This window comes from Priestia sp. SB1 (genome assembly GCF_038898415.1).
In genome coordinates this window covers 555,329-572,267 of sequence record NZ_JBBJSS010000002.1, presented here as the reverse complement: position 1 = coordinate 572,267, position 16,939 = coordinate 555,329, and the positions used below count along the sequence as shown (strand labels likewise).

The window sequence follows — 16,939 nt, the reverse complement described above, 5'->3', positions numbered from 1 at the left end:
CTTTGAAAACTCAAAGGAGGAACTAGTGTGCAAAAAGCTCTTGAAAACGTCTTTAATGCCAATAGTAAAAAGTACTACACAAATAATTTAAAACCTTTCTTAAAGCTAGGTAGTGGCTATTTATACGCCTTAGCTGGTGGTAGCGGTGGTTCTGGAGGGTTAGGTGGTGGCAAGGGTGGTTCTGAAGGAGGAAGTCCTGGTGGTGCTGGCGGTGGGGGATTTGGCGTAGTACTAGCTATACTTGCTATTATTGTAGTAGTTGGTGTATGCACGCGCTTTTTGTAGAAAAACCTATAATTTTACTAATTAAAAAACCTGATTCTCATAAATTGAATCAGGTTTTTTTCCTTTAAACTTTATTGTTAATCCCCCTAAACTCAAATCAGCATAAAGAACTAGAACTTATAACCTGAATATTTCGATAAAATGAAAATAAAATATGATATTAGAAGGAAATTCTATCCTGTTTATGGAATGTTTAATCTTTAAAAGTCGAAGGAGGTAATATTTTGGGGAGGAAGTACGAAAATATGTCGGATTCAGAATTAGAATGGGAGCACAAATATAATAATCCCGGCAGCTGGGGGGCGGAGCAAGAGTATAAAAGACGAGGGCTAGATCAGTATGATAGTGACGATTCTTATTCAGAAGCAGATGTGGCTGGTATTGGTGGTCTGGCGGTTTTTTTAATTCTACTAGCAATTATTATGTTTATAAGCGCAGTCATTTCTATGTACGCTGTTCAAGTGGCACTAAATCATTGGCTTTTTACCTTAGGGCTATTTTTTGCAACTTACTACTTTATGTTTAGAAAACAAGGCTATAACAAATTTTTTAATATTTTCTTCTTCATAGGATCCTACGGTATGTTTACACTTCTTTTCCCTCTTTTCTTTGAAGATTTGGCCTTAAAAGGATTATCCTTTGATCAGTATGTAGAAGGTTCAAAAAGCCTTGTTGATATAATAAAGTTTCCGTTATTTTATGCTTTGTTTATGGTAGTTTCTTATTTCTTCGCTAGATTTGTCATTTCTCGAACTAAGAAAAAATATGCATTGTATGCAGAGTTCTCTCATTACACAAAACGAATGTAACAATACGCATTTGTAAAATAATAAGATTAAGGAAGTGATAATTTGGGGAAGGATTATAGAAAAATGCTCGATTGGGAAGTAGAACGTGAGCATAAAAATGAACCGTCTAATCAAAGAGCAGAAGACGAATACAAAAGACGAGGGCTAGATCAGTATAACGACAATGATGACGATTATTATTCTGGAGGCGCTAGCGGGTGGGGAATTGTATTTGGTATTTTGATAGCTATATGCTTTATATTGTATCCCGTTGCCATAGCCGTTTCTCATATGTTAGTTGAACTTGCTCAAATAACTGGACTTGTAATTATGATAATGTTTGTTGTGACTTTTTATTTCGCGAAGAGAAAACAAGGATATAGTAGTTTTTTTAATTTTATGTTCCACTTATCCAGCCTAGGTTTGTTCTCATTTCTTTTTCCTCTAATGTTTGTGGATTTAGCACTAGCAGGGATGCCAATGGAGGAATTTATGATCAACCAACCACCTGGTTTAATAGACAGTTTAAAATTCCCCTTTTATTATGCGTTATTTATGATAGCATCTCTTATATTTTCTAAGGTTGTTATGTCCTGGGTTAGAAAGAAAAGTTCTTCCTATTCAGATTTAAATCGCTACAATAAACATATTTAAAGAAGGATGCTTTAGGCCTGACACATTTACCATTTTAGCGACAGATAGTAACTTGTTAATATGTCAAAAAGCTAAATGCATTAAGTGCATTTAGCTTTTTATGTTTATTACTTACTTATTTAATTAACATTCCATTTCTAACATAATATCTTTCAGTTCGTTTGTAAGTGTTTGGATCCTCTTGTCTTCAGCAGTTAACGTCTTTACTGAGAGGTGCTCATTAATAGTATTAATAATCCCTTTTAAGCAAGTGGCTATTACCATCTTATCCTCATCTTCGTACTTATTAGCCTTTTTAGTAAGCATATCAATACCTACAGAAAATGAGACATTCTTTATACATTTAGTAGCATAATACTCAATAATCTCTAAATGTTTAATTAGCTTATGATGTTTAAAGCGGCAAGTGTAGCTCATATTAATTCTGTCGTACACAAACTCAACATCAGTATTAGCATAACTAGAAACATCTAAAGTTATTATATCCCCATTAAGTTTATAAAACTTTAAAGCAGGTTTGTAGACAATTTCTCTTTGATTAGAAACCATATCTACACTAATCCAAAAATGCATATTTTCAGCAGCGTAACCCATCCATTTTAAAGGATCTAAACTTACTGGTGCCATTAACTTAAAGTTAGAGGGGTTTTTAATTTCTTTACTTGCTGTGAAATTTAACTCCTCACCCTGAAATAACTTTAGTTCTTTTGTAATTTCTCCTAAAGCCTCTGTAAAAAGTGATTTGTAATTTTCTGCTCCATCTTTAGAACTAACGATTGAATACATATTATCATTCTCCTTATAATGTGTTGATTTCCAAGATTATAAGCAAAAAAATAATATTTAGAGAAAATTAGAGAAAAAACCGAAAAAGTATTCCACTTCCTACACCTATTGGGCTCAAATAACTGTATTTACTTAAGTTTACATTGTGATATAATTTTACTACTGTTTTCCCTTTTATTATCAAAAGAGGGGAAAAAGTAAGAATTTGTATTAAAAGTAAGGAGTGTTATATGAGGTACGCAGAAATTGTAACAGAGAGTAGAATAACCAACACCACATTGGCTCTACTTTTTATTTTTATGGGCTTAGCTTGGTATTTTAAAAGCTCGGTGTGGTACGACATAGTAATCCTTATCGTTTCCCTTGCTTTTATATTCCATAGTATTAATTACTATTTAACAGCAAGAAATAAATCACTAGGAATGGCATTTGCAATAGGTAGTATTAGTTTCTTCCTATGCAACGTATTAAAGCTTTTCCTGTGGTAACTCACTACATATTAATGAACGCAAGAAATGAGGATTTTTTATGTTAAAAAACATACTTAAAAGCCAAGATTATAAACTTATAATCTCCTTAGTTGTGCTATGTCTTATTGGTCTTGTAATGGTGTATAGTTCCAGTATGATTACAGCTATTACCCGTTACCACGTTCCAACAGATTACTTTTATAAAAAGCAGATGGGCGCTCTTATATTAGGTTTTTTCCTTTTCTTTGCAACTGCTTTCTTTGTGCCATACAAGATTTTTAAAGAAAAAGCGGTCATTATCTCTATATTAATGGTTTCGTTTCTTCTTCTTGGATTGGTATTAGTTCTAGGGCATACAGCTGGTGGTGCAAAAAGCTGGATTACAATTGGACCTCTTCGTATACAACCACTAGAAATTGCAAAGTTAGCGGTTATTGTCTATTTAGCCTCTGCCTTTACAAAAAAACAAGAGTACATAAATCAACTAACTCGCGCTTTTATTCCACCAATTATTATTGTAATGCTTATTTGTTTCCTGTTAGCTGCGCAACCGGATTATGGCGGAGTTCTTCTTATGTTAGGAACTGTGGCAGCACTTGTCTTTTGCTCAGGAATCTCTGTAAAAACAGGATTTAAAATCTTTTTTATTACTTTAATAGGAACCAGCTTAATGACTTTTGTGATTTGGGTAACCGGCAAAGTGGACAAAATATTATCTCCAACCCGTTTAGGGCGTTTTACAGGCTTTGTGGATCCATTTGCTGATCCAGATGGAAAAGGGTATCAGTTAGTTAATTCTTACCTAGCAATTGGGAGTGGAGGCCTTGGCGGTGAAGGTTTAGGACAAGGTGTTCAAAAATTTGGTTATCTTCCCGAATCACACACTGACTTTATTATGGCTGTTATATCAGAAGAGCTAGGCTTTGCTGGAGTAATAGTCGTATTAGGACTACTCTTCTTCATTGTCTTACAAGGGCTATTAATTGCAAAAAGATGTTCAGATCCTTTTGGTTCTCTACTGGCCATTGGTATCTCTACTATGATTGGTATTCAATCATTTGTTAATTTAGGTGCTGTATCTGGTATCTTACCAATTACCGGTGTAACGCTACCATTTGTGAGTTACGGTGGTTCATCAATAACCTTGCTACTATTTTCAACTGGAGTACTAGCAAATATCTCTATGGTGGACAAGTTTAAAAAGAAATATAAACAAAGCACTACAAAGCCCACACATTTGGAAAGTGTCTAAATAAAAGGTAGCGGATCATATTAAGCCGCTACCTTTTTTATGTATAAAAGATACAGCTGATAGACAATATATTAGAAATTTTAGATAAAAATGGAACTTTTCTTGTTATTCACACGTATATGTATTAGGACAACTATACAAGTACGACTATTTATTAATTAAATGTAGTTTTATTTTTTATGTATACTCAATGTAATGTCAGGAGGTGATAAAAGTGAATTCTTTAAATCAAAAGGCTTTAACGCTACTTGGTATTGGTTTGCCGCTATGCTCTTTATCTCTTATTTTGCACACAAACCTTGTTCTGAAGTTGCTTATGACATTTACAAGCGTAGGCTTAATATTCTGGGCTCTTATGATTACGTTACTTGACGCCAGAGTAAATAAGGAGAAGAGCCAATAACAACTACATAGTAAATTTATATTAAGGCAGAGAGGAGGGAGACCGTTGACTAAATGCTCGAATTGCAACAGCGAGTGGAGTTTAGGTGATGTATGGACAGTTGGTTTTTCAACAACCGGCAAAGAATGTCCTAACTGCAGAAAAAAACAGTACGTATCCGCCAAAACTAAAAAATGGCTTACTCTAGGTTGGGTTAGTCTAGCTTTTGTAATTATTTTTCCGTTTATTATTAAGTTAAGCAATAAAGATGAATCAATTCTCTAAGTGTAATGTCTAGTTAATACATATGAAGCGAAATGGTTTTTACAATAACTTTATTAAAGCTTATTCATATAATCTTAATTGTAAATATTGGTGGTGATTTACCTGGGTAATCGTAATTTAGGAATACTTCTAGTTTGTACAGGATCAATCTTTTTGCTTTTGACCTTAACAATGAATATATCTGGTTTCTTGTTTGCTGCGTTACTAGGTATTAGCGTATTATTAAACATTTGTGGTTTCAGTATACTTATGAAGTTTATGCAAAATGAAAAATCCCCTAATTCTAAAAGAAACGAAAAAAATTAGTTTTATAACTACGAGAGTAAGCTGGAACTCATTTATGGGAGTCCAAACAAAAAAGGACTAGCAAGATAACTAGTCCTTTTTTGTTAGAAGAAAGTATCCAAATTTAAATAAGGCATAAAGAATAAATAAAAAGATAAGAGCTCTTGCTACTAGATATCCATTAACACCTAAATCATATCCTGCCGGCATTAATGCGCTTTGACTACTTAGTAAATAAATAGCCGCACCAAAAGATAAAATAATTAACACCTATCCTAAAAGCTTTTTGTTTTGCATAAAACTCCACCTTGCTAAGTATTTAATAGATTAATTATAACACTTTAAAAGGAAAATAAAATCCAATTAATCTATAATTTTACAATCGAGTGTAAATAGAGTATGTTAGTAAATAAGTTAACACCACAGAAATGAAACAGCAGGGTATAAGCACAAACTTTCTTCATTGTGTGTATCCACCACTAACTTATTGCGTTTAATTGTCACAAAAAAAGTCCTAATGTAATTGTGAATCCTATAATAGTAAACACCTTTAACAATATGGAGTGATAAAGAATGAATATAGGCTTTGGACTTACCATTGTTTTTATCATTTTCAGCTTACTTTATACAGGGATGAACGCACGTATGAAAAGGCAGTTACCACTTACTGAGACAATTTTGTTTATTTCTATACTTGGCATTTGCGTTTGGTTGCATATCTTAAACATATGGGTTGCTATTGGAGCACTAATAACTGTAGCGGTTATCGTACTTATAGTAAAAAAACCAACTAGAAAAAGTTAAATATTCTTGAGTTACAACATCCTTTATATTAGATATAACCGCTTGAAAAAAAGATTATCTAAAAGGGGCGTTTAAATGATAATTCTAGAGATTATTATAGGATTTGTATGTTTCTTCGTTATAAACTTTATTTATGACACGTATATAAAAAAAGCAAAGAGCCCATTAAGTGATCTAGGTATAATCTCAACTGTCCAGACGGCTATTGCTCTATGTATATATTATGTTGCTACTTAAAGAAATTTTATAGAGAATTCAATTAAATATTAGAACAACCGATATATTAGGAGGAACATTTTTGAATACAGATGAACGTTTAAAAGAACTTGAAAAGAAAGTCGAATATTTAATAGCACTAACAGAGGAAAAGAACCAAAACAAAATCAGTCTTAAGAAGATTGTATTAATTTCATTAATTGTAATAGCGGCTATATTTGTTTTCTTATTTATTCTAGGGCTAATTAGCTTTTATTCTGTTGATTAAGCGGCTAGTAACTAGCGGAATAAAATTTTAACCCAGGATATGCAGGCTTAAAGGCATAAGGAGTTGGAAAGCGTGAGGAAAGTATTTTTTATCTTTTTATTAATTAGCGGATTTTGTTTGCAAACAATTGGTATTTATCTTTCTAGTAAGTCGGCCGCTTTCGTAAGCGTTGGTGTTCTAGGGAGTATGCTTATCTTTTTATCAATACATAAGCTATTTAATAAACCTGTATAGGAACCCTATATATTTTGCAGCGGAGTATGCTAGTAATTAAGTTACTAAGCAAAGGGGGTGAGGTAGTGAATAAGTATGGATTTGCTTCAGTACTGGTAGGTGTTATTGGTTTAATTTGTTTATTTATTTTTAAAGGTCCGAACGTAATTGTAAATGTAAATAAAGTAACTACATTTAAAAACGAGGAGTGATGAAGATCAACATAACCCTTGGACTTATAATAATTTTCTTTGCATTTAGTCTATTTTATACAGCCATTAATACGCGCAAAAAAATTCCATACGCTGTAAACGCATTTTTGTTTATTTTAATAGTAGGTATTTGTATTTGGTTACATATCTTAAACATTTGGATTGCTATAGGAGCATTAATAACCGTGACAATTATTGCTCTTACTTATAAGAGATCTACTAAAAAACAGTAAAGTGTATCCATATTACACAATTTAATAGCAGTTAATTACGTTGATCGTAGATAGCAGCTATATTTGTTTTCTTATTTATCTCCTTTAGACAAATAGTACGCAATAGGAGGATGCTTTTTATGAAGTTAAGCGGAAATAAAGCTAAGTTAAGATTAATGACAAGTAATGATGTGGTAGAACTTTATAACATTGTGCAGAAAAATCCTACCTTATGGACTTATATGGTTAGAAGAATGAATTCCTTTGAAGATATGCAAACACTAGTAGCGGAGGCTCTAACTAACCTAGAGAAGAAAACAGAACTACCCTTTGTAGTAATCGATCAAGACAGCAATAGCATTATTGGAAGCACTCGTTTATACGATATCTCTTATGAACGTTTAACTGTAGAGTTAGGATCTACTTTTTACGATAAATCTGCTCAGAAGACTAGCATTAATACAGAGTGCAAATACTTGTTGTTAAAGTTGGCTTTTGAAGACCTACATATGATTAGAGTTCAGATTAAGACAGACGTTAAAAACATACAAGCACAAAAAGCCTTAGAGCGCATTGGAGCAATTAAAGAAGGAGTTCTAAGAAACGAAAGAATCTTACATAATGGACGTATTCGTGATGCAGTAGTATATAGCATTACCAATAACGATTGGACTCTTGTTAAAGGTAAACTAGAAAAACTATTAGCAAGATCATACAATAAAACACACTAAGCTTATAACTAGCTTTAAAAGCTCTTTAAGAACTATACAGGTACCTTTAAGGGCTTTTTCTTATGTCTATATATAAAACCCAAACAGAGGTCTTTTAAAGAGCCTAGCGGCTGCCGTATTTCTTATAACAGCTTATATAATTATCTCCTTAATAGTTTTATGGTTTGTTGTGTTGTATCTACCTATATAAGTGAGATGCAGAACAAATAAGAATATGAACAAATTCCTCTATTTTTATAAATCCTTTGTATAATACTAAAAAATATGGGTGAATTCACCTTATACAAAGGAGAAATTTCAAGTGACTACATTAGACACAGCTAATCAATTAGGATTTTTTACACTGGACTTAGAGGTTAACCCTTTATTTGCTTCTATGCCAGAGGAAGTAAGAGAAGAAGTAAAAGAGGCAATAATAAAGTGTAAAGATTTAAAAGACTTAACTCCTGGAGACTACATTCGAATTACATATGGTGAACATTTTTCAAGAGAAGGTATTTTTGTTCTCAGCGGTCCCCGAGTAAGCGTAGAAGGTACACATTACTTTTTTGAAGAATGGATGCCTCGTTATAACGGAAAAGGTAAGGAAAGAGTAATGGAAAAGAGGGGATTTGTTGATTTTACTAATAATGTAAGAGCAGAAGTCGAGATTATTACCAAGGGGTATAAGCCTAATTATAAGCTTGACGATCCAGATACCATTTATTCTAAACTTGTAGAAAAGTTAAAAGCAGTTCCGTTTGCCGATAGAATTAAAACATATAGAGATTTTTGTAAATTTTATCCTCATTGCGAAGTAGAATGGAGTAAGTTACTTAGCGCTATGTGGGATAAGGCTATTCTTGCTGCCACTACACCAGATGAAGTTGAGGCAGAGATTATGGATAAAAAGCATAAGCACGGTTATGAGTATAACTCAAGTGTAAAATCCTTTTTAACCTACGTCTTTAAGAATGTAGAACCTTCAAAAAGACACGACTATATCACTGGATTTTTTTGGTCAAGTAATTGGTTTGATTCTGCAACCGCTACAGGAACAAAGTCGTTATCCCATTTTAACAATAAGTCTATGTTAGTTAGCTCCTATGCCGAATTATTAAAAGTAACAGATAACAAGAAAGTATTTGATAAAATTTTTGATAATTGGGGAGTAACTGCCGAACCAATAGATGTTTCAGTTTTAGAACGAGATTATGTATCACTTAATACCTCGCTAGACGAAACAGGTTTATGGTTAAAGAAGTCACTAGCAGAGCAAATGTAATATAAAATAAATTAATTAAGCCACCGTACTATTAAGTATTGTGGCTTTTATTATTGTTCAACTTACAGCAAAATCGAAAAACCTCACTCTTAAGAAGAGCAAGGAGTTATACTAAATTTATCCGCTAGAATTGTTAATTAAAGTAGTATATACATTTTTCTTTGTATTTAGCGGTAGTAACACTAATAGTTATTGAGGGGAATCCAATGTATAAGTTTATAAAACAAGAAATTGAAAATGTTTATAAAGACGATTATAAAAGATTAAGAACAAAAACGGTGTTATATGGGGCATTAGAAGGTAGATGGCATACTCAACTTCATCCTGGACTAACAACAGACGAAATTAAACAGTTTGAAGCGAGGACAGGCACACAGTTTCCTTTAGCATATAAAGAATTTTTAACTTTTTATAACGGTTGCTACTTATTTGATCTATTAAGAATGGGTGGGAAGGAATTAGATAGCTATAAAGGTTTATCTATTGAGGAAACAACTCGATCTACTGTAGATGTTCAGGATATTCAAGAAATACATTTAAGAAAGCGAACACCTAAAAATCATTTTATTTTTGCTGATTCTCTGGTGTATAACTCATATTATGTAATAGATAGCAATGAGAACGTGTTGGAGATTGATTTTAGAACAAAGAAAGTTGTTAAGACATTTAGAACTCTTAAAGAGTTTATCGTTGAGGTTATTAAAGAGGGGAAGAAGAATCTAAAAGATGAAGTTTACTTTGAATTTAATTAGTTATTTTATATGATTAAGTAATTAATTTTCGCTGTTGTTCTACTTGAAAATAAGAAGGGAGCCCTTTGTTACAAAAGCTCCCTAAGATCATATCTAATATGATGGCGAATAAACTCTGTCTGTATCTGTATCTAAAATAAAATCAGCCTTTATACCTTTTGAAAAGGGAATTCTATCGAACTTATGAAGCCTACAAAACACGTTAGAGAAATCTGTTTCCTCATAAGTAAATTTTCTTGCCTCAAAATATAACTGTCGCAATTGTTGTTTAGAGCATTTTTTTCCTGTAAGAAAAATTTCTTTGTGAAAAAAACCATCAATCATAATAATCACATAACCACGACCGGTTGCTAATCAGCCTTATAGCTTTAAAATGAGTTACCTCCCCATTTTAACATATAATTCCAGTCGTTGGTATTTGCTATCGGTAGCGGCTGGCAGTAGTCAGAGGGAGGGTGTTTAGAAAATCAAGAACTCTAGTAAATCCATAAAGACTATGGCTAATACAAATGCAGGCACGGAAAGCCAAAACTTATTTGTTAGACCAATATTTTTCTTGTTGTATATCTTAGGTATTACAGCAATAATGGCTAGAAAAAAAGGGATGCTAGAACATATTGCGATTATATCCGTCTGTGTAAATGGCTTACTGACGTACTTGTTAAATATGACGTTAACAAGTAAAACTGAGCAAAAGAAAATTGATTGATATAAGAAATACTTAAAGCGATCCATTAATTTCACCTCAATGCAGAATTCCGAACAAATATATCACAATTTATATTTTTTGCAAAATCTCACATATTTGATAAAAACCTGTATAAACAAAATATCAAATGATTTGGGAGATGAATTAAAATGCAGGAAAACCATAAGTTAGAAATACTATTTGGATTAAAAAAGTACTTACCAGAAATGATTGCGCTGAATAAGAAAGAATTAAAGAAGAAATATCCTCAATATTTTTGGTCAGCTGTTATGGTTGATCTATGGAATTGGGAGTTTGAAGAAACAAAATATCCAGGGATGACACAAATGTACATTAGTACAATAGATACACAAAACTGGAGATTGCAATTCAGAGACGGTAATTCAAAAGAAATCTGTTTAGAAAAAGGAATGACTACTGAAGAATTGTTTGATTTGATTCGACCATCAATTCAATTTGTTTGTGGTATAAGAACAGCGCCGCAAATTTATGATTGAGTCAAAATGCATATTTAAAGTTAAAATCTGTTTCAAATTTGAGACGGATTTTTTTTAAGATGAATTTTTAAAAAACGTTTTTACATTCCGAGATAATATTATTTTCTTTAAAAAAATGCTCAAAAACCTCTATTTTAAAGCGATTCTACATTCCAGATAATATAGAATTATCTGGAATGTACTATAAATATCTCATTTCTAAAAGTATACTTTAATCATTGAGACAGAAAAAATAAAAAAGAATCAGTCGTAAATTTGGTTTTCAAAATCCATTCAAAAATTTTCATCAGCAGCTCTGAAAATTTTTATGGACAAGCTATGTATATGATTAATAATTCTTGTTAATACTTATTAATTTGATAATGTTTAATTTAGTTTGCTATGTGTTAACTTCAATTGCATTTAATAAATAATGACGCTGCCACTTATAAACACGTTATTATGGCATCTTTTGTTTCTATATACACATACTCCATTACCCTAACATTCTTAACTCTTACCGGTAAATCCTATTTTTACCATATCTAATAATATAACTTCTAAATAACTTCGTATTAAAATTTGTTATTTGTTAAATGAAACTTGATAACTCATTTCTTGTTAAATGCTTGTTACTCCCCTCCTTGTACATTTTATCTGAGAATTCCAGTTACAAGCGTACTCCGTAGTTTTTTAAAAAGGAATAATAAAAAAACGATCTCTATGTATGAGATCGTAGCTTATTTATATTATTAAATCCATCTTCAAAGTTAAACTTTTCGGACTCCACCAGAACTTGATGACCGTAGCTTCCAAGACAATAAGTAGCTAATACTTGAACCAATTCCGAAACACAAAACTAAAATATAGTTCATCTAATTATTTTTTCATATATCAACGCTTGTCCAAACCCTCCTTAACTTAATTACATATTCTATTATGTAAGACATACTTTCAAAAAGGAGATGAATAAAATGGATAATCGCAAAGCTTGTCAAAATTGCAGTAACACAGGAAATCAAAACCAGAAAAATGAAATGACAAGCATAAACAATCAAATTACCCCTAACATTTTTCCGAACTTAAACTTATTACTAAACTTGCTAATTCTCCCTTTTATATTACCGCCATCCCCTTCCTTTACTCCTCCATTTCCTTCATCCGTTGTTGACCCAGGAGCCATTTCCTTGTGTTTATTTCGCAACACCTATGTTTGGCTAAGAAATGGATCTAGTTTTTGGTACTTCCCTATTTTTGTAGGAACAGGATCAGTTGCTGGTTTTAGATGGAATGGGCGCTTTTGGACGATATTAGGCATTGATACAAGACAAATCGTTTCTTTTACCTGTTTTTAAATTTTAAACCGTGATTAACTTGGGACAATCACTTTTTCCAAAAGATAATACTTTAATTAGTCACTAACACTAAAAAAGCGACAGGGAATGTTTGTATTCCTTGCCGCTTTTTTTAACAATTAATTATCTTAACTTCCAGCCGTGTATTTAGAGTTTCAACTTCCATCCAATAGCTTTGTTTATAAAGAGCTTCTTTTTTATCCATTGTTACGCCATCCCTTATTAAACATCTTTGAAATGGCTCCGCTATTATCTTTCATAAACTGTTCCATTTCTTTAAGGCTCATATTACGCAGTTCAGGATAATTAGAAAGAAGTTCCTCTGTCACTTTTTCAATACCAGGAGGAAAGGTAACGTTCTCGTGCTTTTCTTGGCCTTCTAACGTTCTATAACAACGTATTAGAGAAACCATTAAGAATTCTTGCTTCATTTCATTTGGTAGCTGATCTCGTAGATTAAACAACGCTTCTTTAGCGTTAATCGTTTCATTTGGAAAACTAACAGCGTAACATTGCATAAACAACTCGTAAAAGCCTGGTATTTGCTCTTGAGCTGCATAAAACAAACTCCCTAAGATCTCCCGAAACTCTTCTTCTGAAACTCGTAATGAATTAGGAAGAATCTCCTCTGTGGTGCCTCCAATATCAGGTGGCAAGATAATATTCTCGTGCTTGTCTTTACCTTCTAACGTTCTAAAACAACGCATTAGGGCAACTATCAAGTATTTTGACTCCCCTGGATTAGGTAGCCATTCTTGTAGTTTAGACAATTCTTCTATGCTACTAATTGTATCATCTGGATAAGCAGCAGCGTAACTTTGTATAAACAACCCATAGAAATCCGATATTTGCTTTTGAGCCGTGAAATATAAGCTGTCTAACATTGCTCTTAACTCTTTTTCTGAAACTTGTAATGAATAAGTTTTCACCTGTTTACCGCTCCCCTTTTAAAACGACTAGTAAGTTCTACCAATTTATAAACTGTACCATTAATATATATCAGTGTTAGTTCTGATACCAAACGTCTGTTCGTGTCTTAAAGGGCTGTGTTATAGGATTTCTAAATTACTAAAGCGCAGCGGTTCGTTTCTATGTGATGTCCTCCACTACTCCCGCTTTGTTAAATAAAAAAGGCAAAGTAAGCACTAAAACGGTAATTGCTACCGAGCTTTAGATACATACTTCACCTTTAAGTTTGTAAAATTATTATATTTATCTAGAAGCACAAAATCAATACAAGGTTGACCACCAATATAGATATTAACACTTGGTATCTTTTCCATACCCTTAGTGTTTTACTGTTATTTTCTTAATTCAAATCCTTTTTCTATTTCTTTAAATTCTTCACTATCAATCAATGGCGGCTCTTCGTCTTTCTCTTTTAATTTCGAACTAATAAACCCAGCAATAATTGAAAATAAAATAGCACCTAGCCATTCCATCTTAATGTGTGTCATAAAAATATCAAGCAAATTAATTATCGCAAATGTTAACCCCGTATCTAACAAAAATGATAACAACCCTTTACTGGATTGAATTATACCAACAGATTTTAATGCTTTTGGTATTGCACTCACTATTAATGAAAGAGGTATTTCAAGTAGTAAATATAAGACAAAGAAGTAAACTAAAGAACCAATTGAATCATATTGCAATCCGAGTAGTTTTAAAGTGAAAAATTCAAAGAACATAATAGCAAATAAAATTATTAGCACAATAGATAAACAAATAACTATCGTTTTCACTTTATTTATGTTAAACACAACCTTTTTAAACTTCTTTTAGAAACGGACTATCAATTATCGTATATTTACGTGCAAACTTTCTGTAATTAATCTCTGTGTAGCTGTTCCCCTTTTTTAATAACAAAGTATTATGTTTTGGATCTCTCTCTGTCAATTCATATCCTTTTTTACGCATCATCTTAATATATGTATCTAAATGCCCTTTAGGGACTACGTATAAGATTCTATTGTCTACATCTGATGTCTCTGCAATATCTTTGTCCTTAAATTCTATCTGATAAACAGCTTTAGCATTTGCTATTGGGCGATTATCACCAAATATATACTCCCAATTAATAAGCGTAACAACCATTAAAACAACAACAGTTATAAAGGCACCTAAAATTATTTTAAAGACTTTACTCAACTCTATTCACTCCGTACCAGTATTGTATTCTTAGCGGACTCATTTTGTTTTTTCTAGACTTAAACGAATGGGTTTATTTGTTTTACAATAAATGCAACAACAAACGTTATTATAATTACTCCAGGCATTTGCTTTATTGATTTATAAAAGACTAGACATAAACCAAAGCACATAATTAACTCTTCTAAATAATTTAGACGTAAATAAAATAATCCAATGCCTATAGAAAGACTTAACAATAATCCTATAGGTAAGGCCGGTAGGATCCAAGACAAACTTATATTATTCTTTCCTTCCCATACAATGACCGCTAATAACGGAGAGAATAACGCAATTAATCCCCAACCAACAAAATAATTAGTTGGGAAGAATCCAAATAGATAAGCTGAATATATGTAATAACTAACTAACATACCTATAAAGAACATAAACGTATTAAGAGCCGCTGTAATTCGTGTTTTGCTATACGCAGCAATAATAGTAGCAATGAATATCCAAACCCCTAATCTTGAAAACAAATCTCCTAGGTGTGGGAGAATGTTTTTTTGCCAACCACCATCGAAACTCTCCATAGTATCTAAGTATTTTGCTACCGCTCCTAAAGCTCCGCCTAGAGCCAAGAAAACAACTATATTAACTAATATTCTTTTTAGTTTATTCATTGGAACGTTTATTCTTGCGCTTTAATACAAACTCATAAACAAACCAAAAGGCTAGAGGAAGCACAATAATAACAATAAACTTGGTCTCAGCTGGAACATATATATAATTCAAAACCATAAGAACTGCAAAAACAAGATAAGCTATCCAGAACCCCTTATCTTTTTTAAGCATAATTAACACCTACCTTTAAAGTTAAATATTATTATAATTTAAACGTAACAACCGCTTTCTACTAAACTCTTGTTAAAAAGGTTCCTGACAAATGCCATATTAAAACAGACCTTATTTAATTATTTAGTAATAAACATTTCTTCGGTTGCATTTTCAAAAAATGTCTTTAAACTAATAAACTCTTCCTTGTTTCCACGGGTGGAGAAAATTTCCCAATCATTATGAACCACAACCATAGTAAGAGATGATTTAAATATTGTAAGAATTTGTTTTCCTGTTTTTATTTCATTAATTTCTTTAAATGGAATATGTAGTACAACAGGTAACTTAGTAAAAATCTCTCCGTAAAAAAGGAGACTTTTATTTGTATAAGCCAAAACACCTCTAACAGGTACAGGATTTCCGTTAGGTACACCTACAAGTCCCGAAAGCCCACTTTCGCATTCATAGTAAGTTAAAATAGACTCTTTAATTTCTTCCCCACTATCTATTTTTTCTTGGAACTCTTTAACCGCTCTCTCTTTTAAGCTCATACTATCTCCCCCTGTAAAATTACGTTTTTAAAAAGTCTTTCTACCTAAATTTTATATTAATTACATTTATTTGTAAAATTAGAGACTTATTACGTAAACTAATTCTTTTAGTCGTACTTAATTCTCGTAGAAAAAGTGCTTGCATCTCCACAGACGCAAGCACTTTTTTTGTTAGTCCCACCAAACCCCAAAAACCTTATGATTAGATTGTAAGTCTGGAGCTATTGGAGGTTTACCAAACATATAACCTTCCTCAACTTCACTAGGTTCTAATATGCTAACCCAATTTTTTATTTCATCAAAGCTAGCACTAGCTAGAATATATACTCTTTCGGAAAATGGCCAATAATCATCCTCTTCTACTTCCATAATTTCAACAAATACAACTTGAACATTCGGTTTATTTCTAATTTGGAGCAATACTTTATAAAAGGTGTTAATGCCTGGATGCTCCATAAGGTTACATCCAATAGAATCCTCATCTTTATTCCCCTCGAAAAACTCTTCTAGAGATACTAGGGGTGCAGTTTTTTCATCAGGATAACCTTGCTCATATATCTTCTTTATTAGAATCTCTCTCATTACTTACCTCCCTATTGCATTGGCATTTATACTTACTAATATTGGATCCACCAGTTAGGATAAGAGCTCCACCAGTCCTCAGCTTCTTGTAACGCTTCTCTTACATATGTAGAAACCACTACTGTATTATTTTCATTAAACTTAAACATCTCTTGTGTATGTCTTCCTAATCTTTTCCTGTGCGCTAAATCAATGCAATATACTTTCACCTTATTTGGTGTATAAAACTCTCCTGAGACGTCTAAATGGCCGTCTGGAGCACATTTAGAGACTTCCACATAAAGAGTTCCACCCCAAGCACTAAATTGAAACATTATTAAATCTAAGCGGCACTCAAGTTTACGATAAAAATGAGGAAAGGATCCTTTAAAGCCACATTCCCTTAAAATAGGCACAACATTCTTTTTTAAGGAATGTATCATATTTTCCCTCTCTATGGT

26 protein-coding genes are annotated in these 16,939 nt (G+C 32.3%); 17 read left to right on the top strand and 9 right to left on the bottom strand.

Translation table 11 applies throughout. The features are described 5' to 3' along the window. Window positions 1-27: 27 nt before the first annotated feature. The 3 genes from WKH56_RS08500 (at window position 28) to WKH56_RS08490 (ending at window position 1,727) form a co-directional block, all read left to right on the top strand. Complete coding sequence (locus WKH56_RS08500) at window positions 28-285, top strand: hypothetical protein (RefSeq protein ID WP_342835273.1); 258 nt, start codon at window positions 28-30, stop codon at window positions 283-285. A 224-nt stretch (window positions 286-509) separates the two neighbouring features. Then, window positions 510-1,094 carry a hypothetical protein gene (locus WKH56_RS08495; protein ID WP_342835272.1) on the top strand — a complete coding sequence of 195 codons (585 nt, stop codon included), beginning with the start codon at window positions 510-512 and terminating at the stop codon, window positions 1,092-1,094. 42 nt (window positions 1,095-1,136) lie between these two features. Further along, entirely contained in the window at window positions 1,137-1,727 is a 591-nt protein-coding gene (locus WKH56_RS08490) for a hypothetical protein (protein ID WP_342835271.1), read from the top strand. Between the two features lie 123 nt (window positions 1,728-1,850). On the opposite strand, the gene WKH56_RS08485 is transcribed toward WKH56_RS08490, so the two are convergent. Next, complete coding sequence (locus tag WKH56_RS08485; protein ID WP_342835269.1) at window positions 1,851-2,513, bottom strand: hypothetical protein; 663 nt, start codon at window positions 2,511-2,513, stop codon at window positions 1,851-1,853. A gap of 528 nt (window positions 2,514-3,041) precedes the next feature. Between WKH56_RS08485 and ftsW the strand changes: the two genes are divergently transcribed. The 3 genes from ftsW (at window position 3,042) to WKH56_RS08470 (ending at window position 4,902) form a co-directional block, all read left to right on the top strand. Beyond that, window positions 3,042-4,235, top strand: a complete 1,194-nt coding sequence (gene ftsW, locus WKH56_RS08480; protein ID WP_342835268.1) for a putative lipid II flippase FtsW — start codon at window positions 3,042-3,044, stop codon at window positions 4,233-4,235. A gap of 214 nt (window positions 4,236-4,449) precedes the next feature. Continuing rightward, window positions 4,450-4,638, top strand: a complete 189-nt coding sequence (locus tag WKH56_RS08475) for a hypothetical protein (protein WP_316911246.1) — start codon at window positions 4,450-4,452, stop codon at window positions 4,636-4,638. Window positions 4,639-4,683: 45 nt separating this feature from the next. Beyond that, window positions 4,684-4,902 (top strand): hypothetical protein, encoded by a 219-nt coding sequence (locus tag WKH56_RS08470; protein ID WP_342835267.1) that lies wholly within the window; start codon window positions 4,684-4,686, stop codon window positions 4,900-4,902. A gap of 375 nt (window positions 4,903-5,277) precedes the next feature. Here the strand turns inward: WKH56_RS08470 and WKH56_RS08465 are convergent, their stop codons facing one another. Then, window positions 5,278-5,457 (bottom strand): hypothetical protein, encoded by a 180-nt coding sequence (locus WKH56_RS08465; RefSeq protein WP_342835266.1) that lies wholly within the window; start codon window positions 5,455-5,457, stop codon window positions 5,278-5,280. Between the two features lie 303 nt (window positions 5,458-5,760). On the opposite strand from WKH56_RS08465, the gene WKH56_RS08460 reads away from it, so the two are divergent. The 11 genes from WKH56_RS08460 (at window position 5,761) to WKH56_RS08410 (ending at window position 12,399) form a co-directional block, all read left to right on the top strand. Then, window positions 5,761-5,991: a hypothetical protein gene (locus tag WKH56_RS08460; protein WP_342835265.1), complete on the top strand. Its 231-nt coding sequence runs from the start codon at window positions 5,761-5,763 to the stop codon at window positions 5,989-5,991. Between the two features lie 298 nt (window positions 5,992-6,289). Then, window positions 6,290-6,475 (top strand): hypothetical protein, encoded by a 186-nt coding sequence (locus tag WKH56_RS08455; protein ID WP_342835264.1) that lies wholly within the window; start codon window positions 6,290-6,292, stop codon window positions 6,473-6,475. A 72-nt stretch (window positions 6,476-6,547) separates the two neighbouring features. Further along, window positions 6,548-6,709, top strand: coding sequence for a hypothetical protein (locus WKH56_RS08450; protein ID WP_342835263.1), 162 nt, complete (start codon window positions 6,548-6,550; stop codon window positions 6,707-6,709). Window positions 6,710-6,774: 65 nt separating this feature from the next. Beyond that, on the top strand, window positions 6,775-6,900 hold the full coding sequence (locus tag WKH56_RS08445) for a hypothetical protein (protein ID WP_342835262.1): 126 nt from the start codon (window positions 6,775-6,777) through the stop codon (window positions 6,898-6,900). Then, the gene (locus WKH56_RS08440) at window positions 6,900-7,133 is read left to right on the top strand and encodes a hypothetical protein (protein WP_342835261.1); all 234 of its coding nucleotides are present in this window, start codon (window positions 6,900-6,902) and stop codon (window positions 7,131-7,133) included. Before WKH56_RS08445 ends, WKH56_RS08440 begins: the two co-directional genes overlap by 1 nt. Window positions 7,134-7,252: 119 nt before the next feature. Further along, a complete protein-coding gene (locus WKH56_RS08435) occupies window positions 7,253-7,843 on the top strand; it encodes a GNAT family N-acetyltransferase (RefSeq protein ID WP_342835260.1) in 591 nt (196 codons plus the stop codon). Between the two features lie 301 nt (window positions 7,844-8,144). Then, entirely contained in the window at window positions 8,145-9,107 is a 963-nt protein-coding gene (locus WKH56_RS08430; RefSeq protein ID WP_342835259.1) for a hypothetical protein, read from the top strand. A 206-nt stretch (window positions 9,108-9,313) separates the two neighbouring features. Further along, the gene (locus tag WKH56_RS08425) at window positions 9,314-9,859 is read left to right on the top strand and encodes an SMI1/KNR4 family protein (protein ID WP_342835257.1); all 546 of its coding nucleotides are present in this window, start codon (window positions 9,314-9,316) and stop codon (window positions 9,857-9,859) included. Between the two features lie 496 nt (window positions 9,860-10,355). Then, complete coding sequence (locus tag WKH56_RS08420) at window positions 10,356-10,568, top strand: hypothetical protein (protein ID WP_342835256.1); 213 nt, start codon at window positions 10,356-10,358, stop codon at window positions 10,566-10,568. A gap of 149 nt (window positions 10,569-10,717) precedes the next feature. After that, window positions 10,718-11,065, top strand: a complete 348-nt coding sequence (locus tag WKH56_RS08415; protein WP_316911256.1) for a hypothetical protein — start codon at window positions 10,718-10,720, stop codon at window positions 11,063-11,065. A gap of 953 nt (window positions 11,066-12,018) precedes the next feature. After that, entirely contained in the window at window positions 12,019-12,399 is a 381-nt protein-coding gene (locus WKH56_RS08410) for a hypothetical protein (RefSeq protein WP_316911257.1), read from the top strand. Window positions 12,400-12,596: 197 nt separating this feature from the next. Here WKH56_RS08410 and WKH56_RS08405 read toward each other — a convergent pair whose 3' ends face one another. The 7 genes from WKH56_RS08405 to WKH56_RS08375 all read right to left on the bottom strand — a co-directional run bounded on the left by WKH56_RS08405 (window position 12,597) and on the right by WKH56_RS08375 (window position 16,921). After that, window positions 12,597-13,328, bottom strand: a complete 732-nt coding sequence (locus tag WKH56_RS08405) for a hypothetical protein (protein WP_342835255.1) — start codon at window positions 13,326-13,328, stop codon at window positions 12,597-12,599. A 372-nt stretch (window positions 13,329-13,700) separates the two neighbouring features. Further along, a complete protein-coding gene (locus WKH56_RS08400; protein ID WP_342835254.1) occupies window positions 13,701-14,144 on the bottom strand; it encodes a YrvL family regulatory protein in 444 nt (147 codons plus the stop codon). Window positions 14,145-14,169: 25 nt separating this feature from the next. After that, window positions 14,170-14,550: a hypothetical protein gene (locus WKH56_RS08395; RefSeq protein WP_316911260.1), complete on the bottom strand. Its 381-nt coding sequence runs from the start codon at window positions 14,548-14,550 to the stop codon at window positions 14,170-14,172. 59 nt (window positions 14,551-14,609) lie between these two features. Then, complete coding sequence (locus WKH56_RS08390) at window positions 14,610-15,212, bottom strand: hypothetical protein (RefSeq protein ID WP_316911261.1); 603 nt, start codon at window positions 15,210-15,212, stop codon at window positions 14,610-14,612. A gap of 291 nt (window positions 15,213-15,503) precedes the next feature. Next, a complete protein-coding gene (locus WKH56_RS08385) occupies window positions 15,504-15,917 on the bottom strand; it encodes a GRAM domain-containing protein (RefSeq protein ID WP_342835253.1) in 414 nt (137 codons plus the stop codon). Between the two features lie 171 nt (window positions 15,918-16,088). Further along, complete coding sequence (locus tag WKH56_RS08380) at window positions 16,089-16,499, bottom strand: hypothetical protein (protein WP_342835252.1); 411 nt, start codon at window positions 16,497-16,499, stop codon at window positions 16,089-16,091. 35 nt (window positions 16,500-16,534) lie between these two features. Beyond that, window positions 16,535-16,921, bottom strand: coding sequence for a DUF4304 domain-containing protein (locus WKH56_RS08375; RefSeq protein ID WP_316911264.1), 387 nt, complete (start codon window positions 16,919-16,921; stop codon window positions 16,535-16,537). Window positions 16,922-16,939 lie beyond the last annotated feature (18 nt).

Bases quoted from the DNA above. Each gene is read 5' to 3' on its own strand.
- WKH56_RS08485 (WP_342835269.1), bottom strand. From the start codon at position 2,513: ATGTATTCAATCGTTAGTTCTAAAGATGGAGCAGAAAATTACAAATCA.
- ftsW (WP_342835268.1), top strand. From the start codon at position 3,042: ATGTTAAAAAACATACTTAAAAGCCAAGATTATAAACTTATAATCTCC.
- WKH56_RS08460 (WP_342835265.1), top strand. From the start codon at position 5,761: ATGAATATAGGCTTTGGACTTACCATTGTTTTTATCATTTTCAGCTTA.
- WKH56_RS08440 (WP_342835261.1), top strand. From the start codon at position 6,900: ATGAAGATCAACATAACCCTTGGACTTATAATAATTTTCTTTGCATTT.
- WKH56_RS08435 (WP_342835260.1), top strand. From the start codon at position 7,253: ATGAAGTTAAGCGGAAATAAAGCTAAGTTAAGATTAATGACAAGTAAT.
- WKH56_RS08425 (WP_342835257.1), top strand. From the start codon at position 9,314: ATGTATAAGTTTATAAAACAAGAAATTGAAAATGTTTATAAAGACGAT.
- WKH56_RS08420 (WP_342835256.1), top strand. From the start codon at position 10,356: ATGGCTAATACAAATGCAGGCACGGAAAGCCAAAACTTATTTGTTAGA.
- WKH56_RS08415 (WP_316911256.1), top strand. From the start codon at position 10,718: ATGCAGGAAAACCATAAGTTAGAAATACTATTTGGATTAAAAAAGTAC.
- WKH56_RS08410 (WP_316911257.1), top strand. From the start codon at position 12,019: ATGGATAATCGCAAAGCTTGTCAAAATTGCAGTAACACAGGAAATCAA.
- WKH56_RS08390 (WP_316911261.1), bottom strand. From the start codon at position 15,212: ATGAATAAACTAAAAAGAATATTAGTTAATATAGTTGTTTTCTTGGCT.
- WKH56_RS08385 (WP_342835253.1), bottom strand. From the start codon at position 15,917: ATGAGCTTAAAAGAGAGAGCGGTTAAAGAGTTCCAAGAAAAAATAGAT.
- WKH56_RS08380 (WP_342835252.1), bottom strand. From the start codon at position 16,499: ATGAGAGAGATTCTAATAAAGAAGATATATGAGCAAGGTTATCCTGAT.
- WKH56_RS08375 (WP_316911264.1), bottom strand. From the start codon at position 16,921: ATGATACATTCCTTAAAAAAGAATGTTGTGCCTATTTTAAGGGAATGT.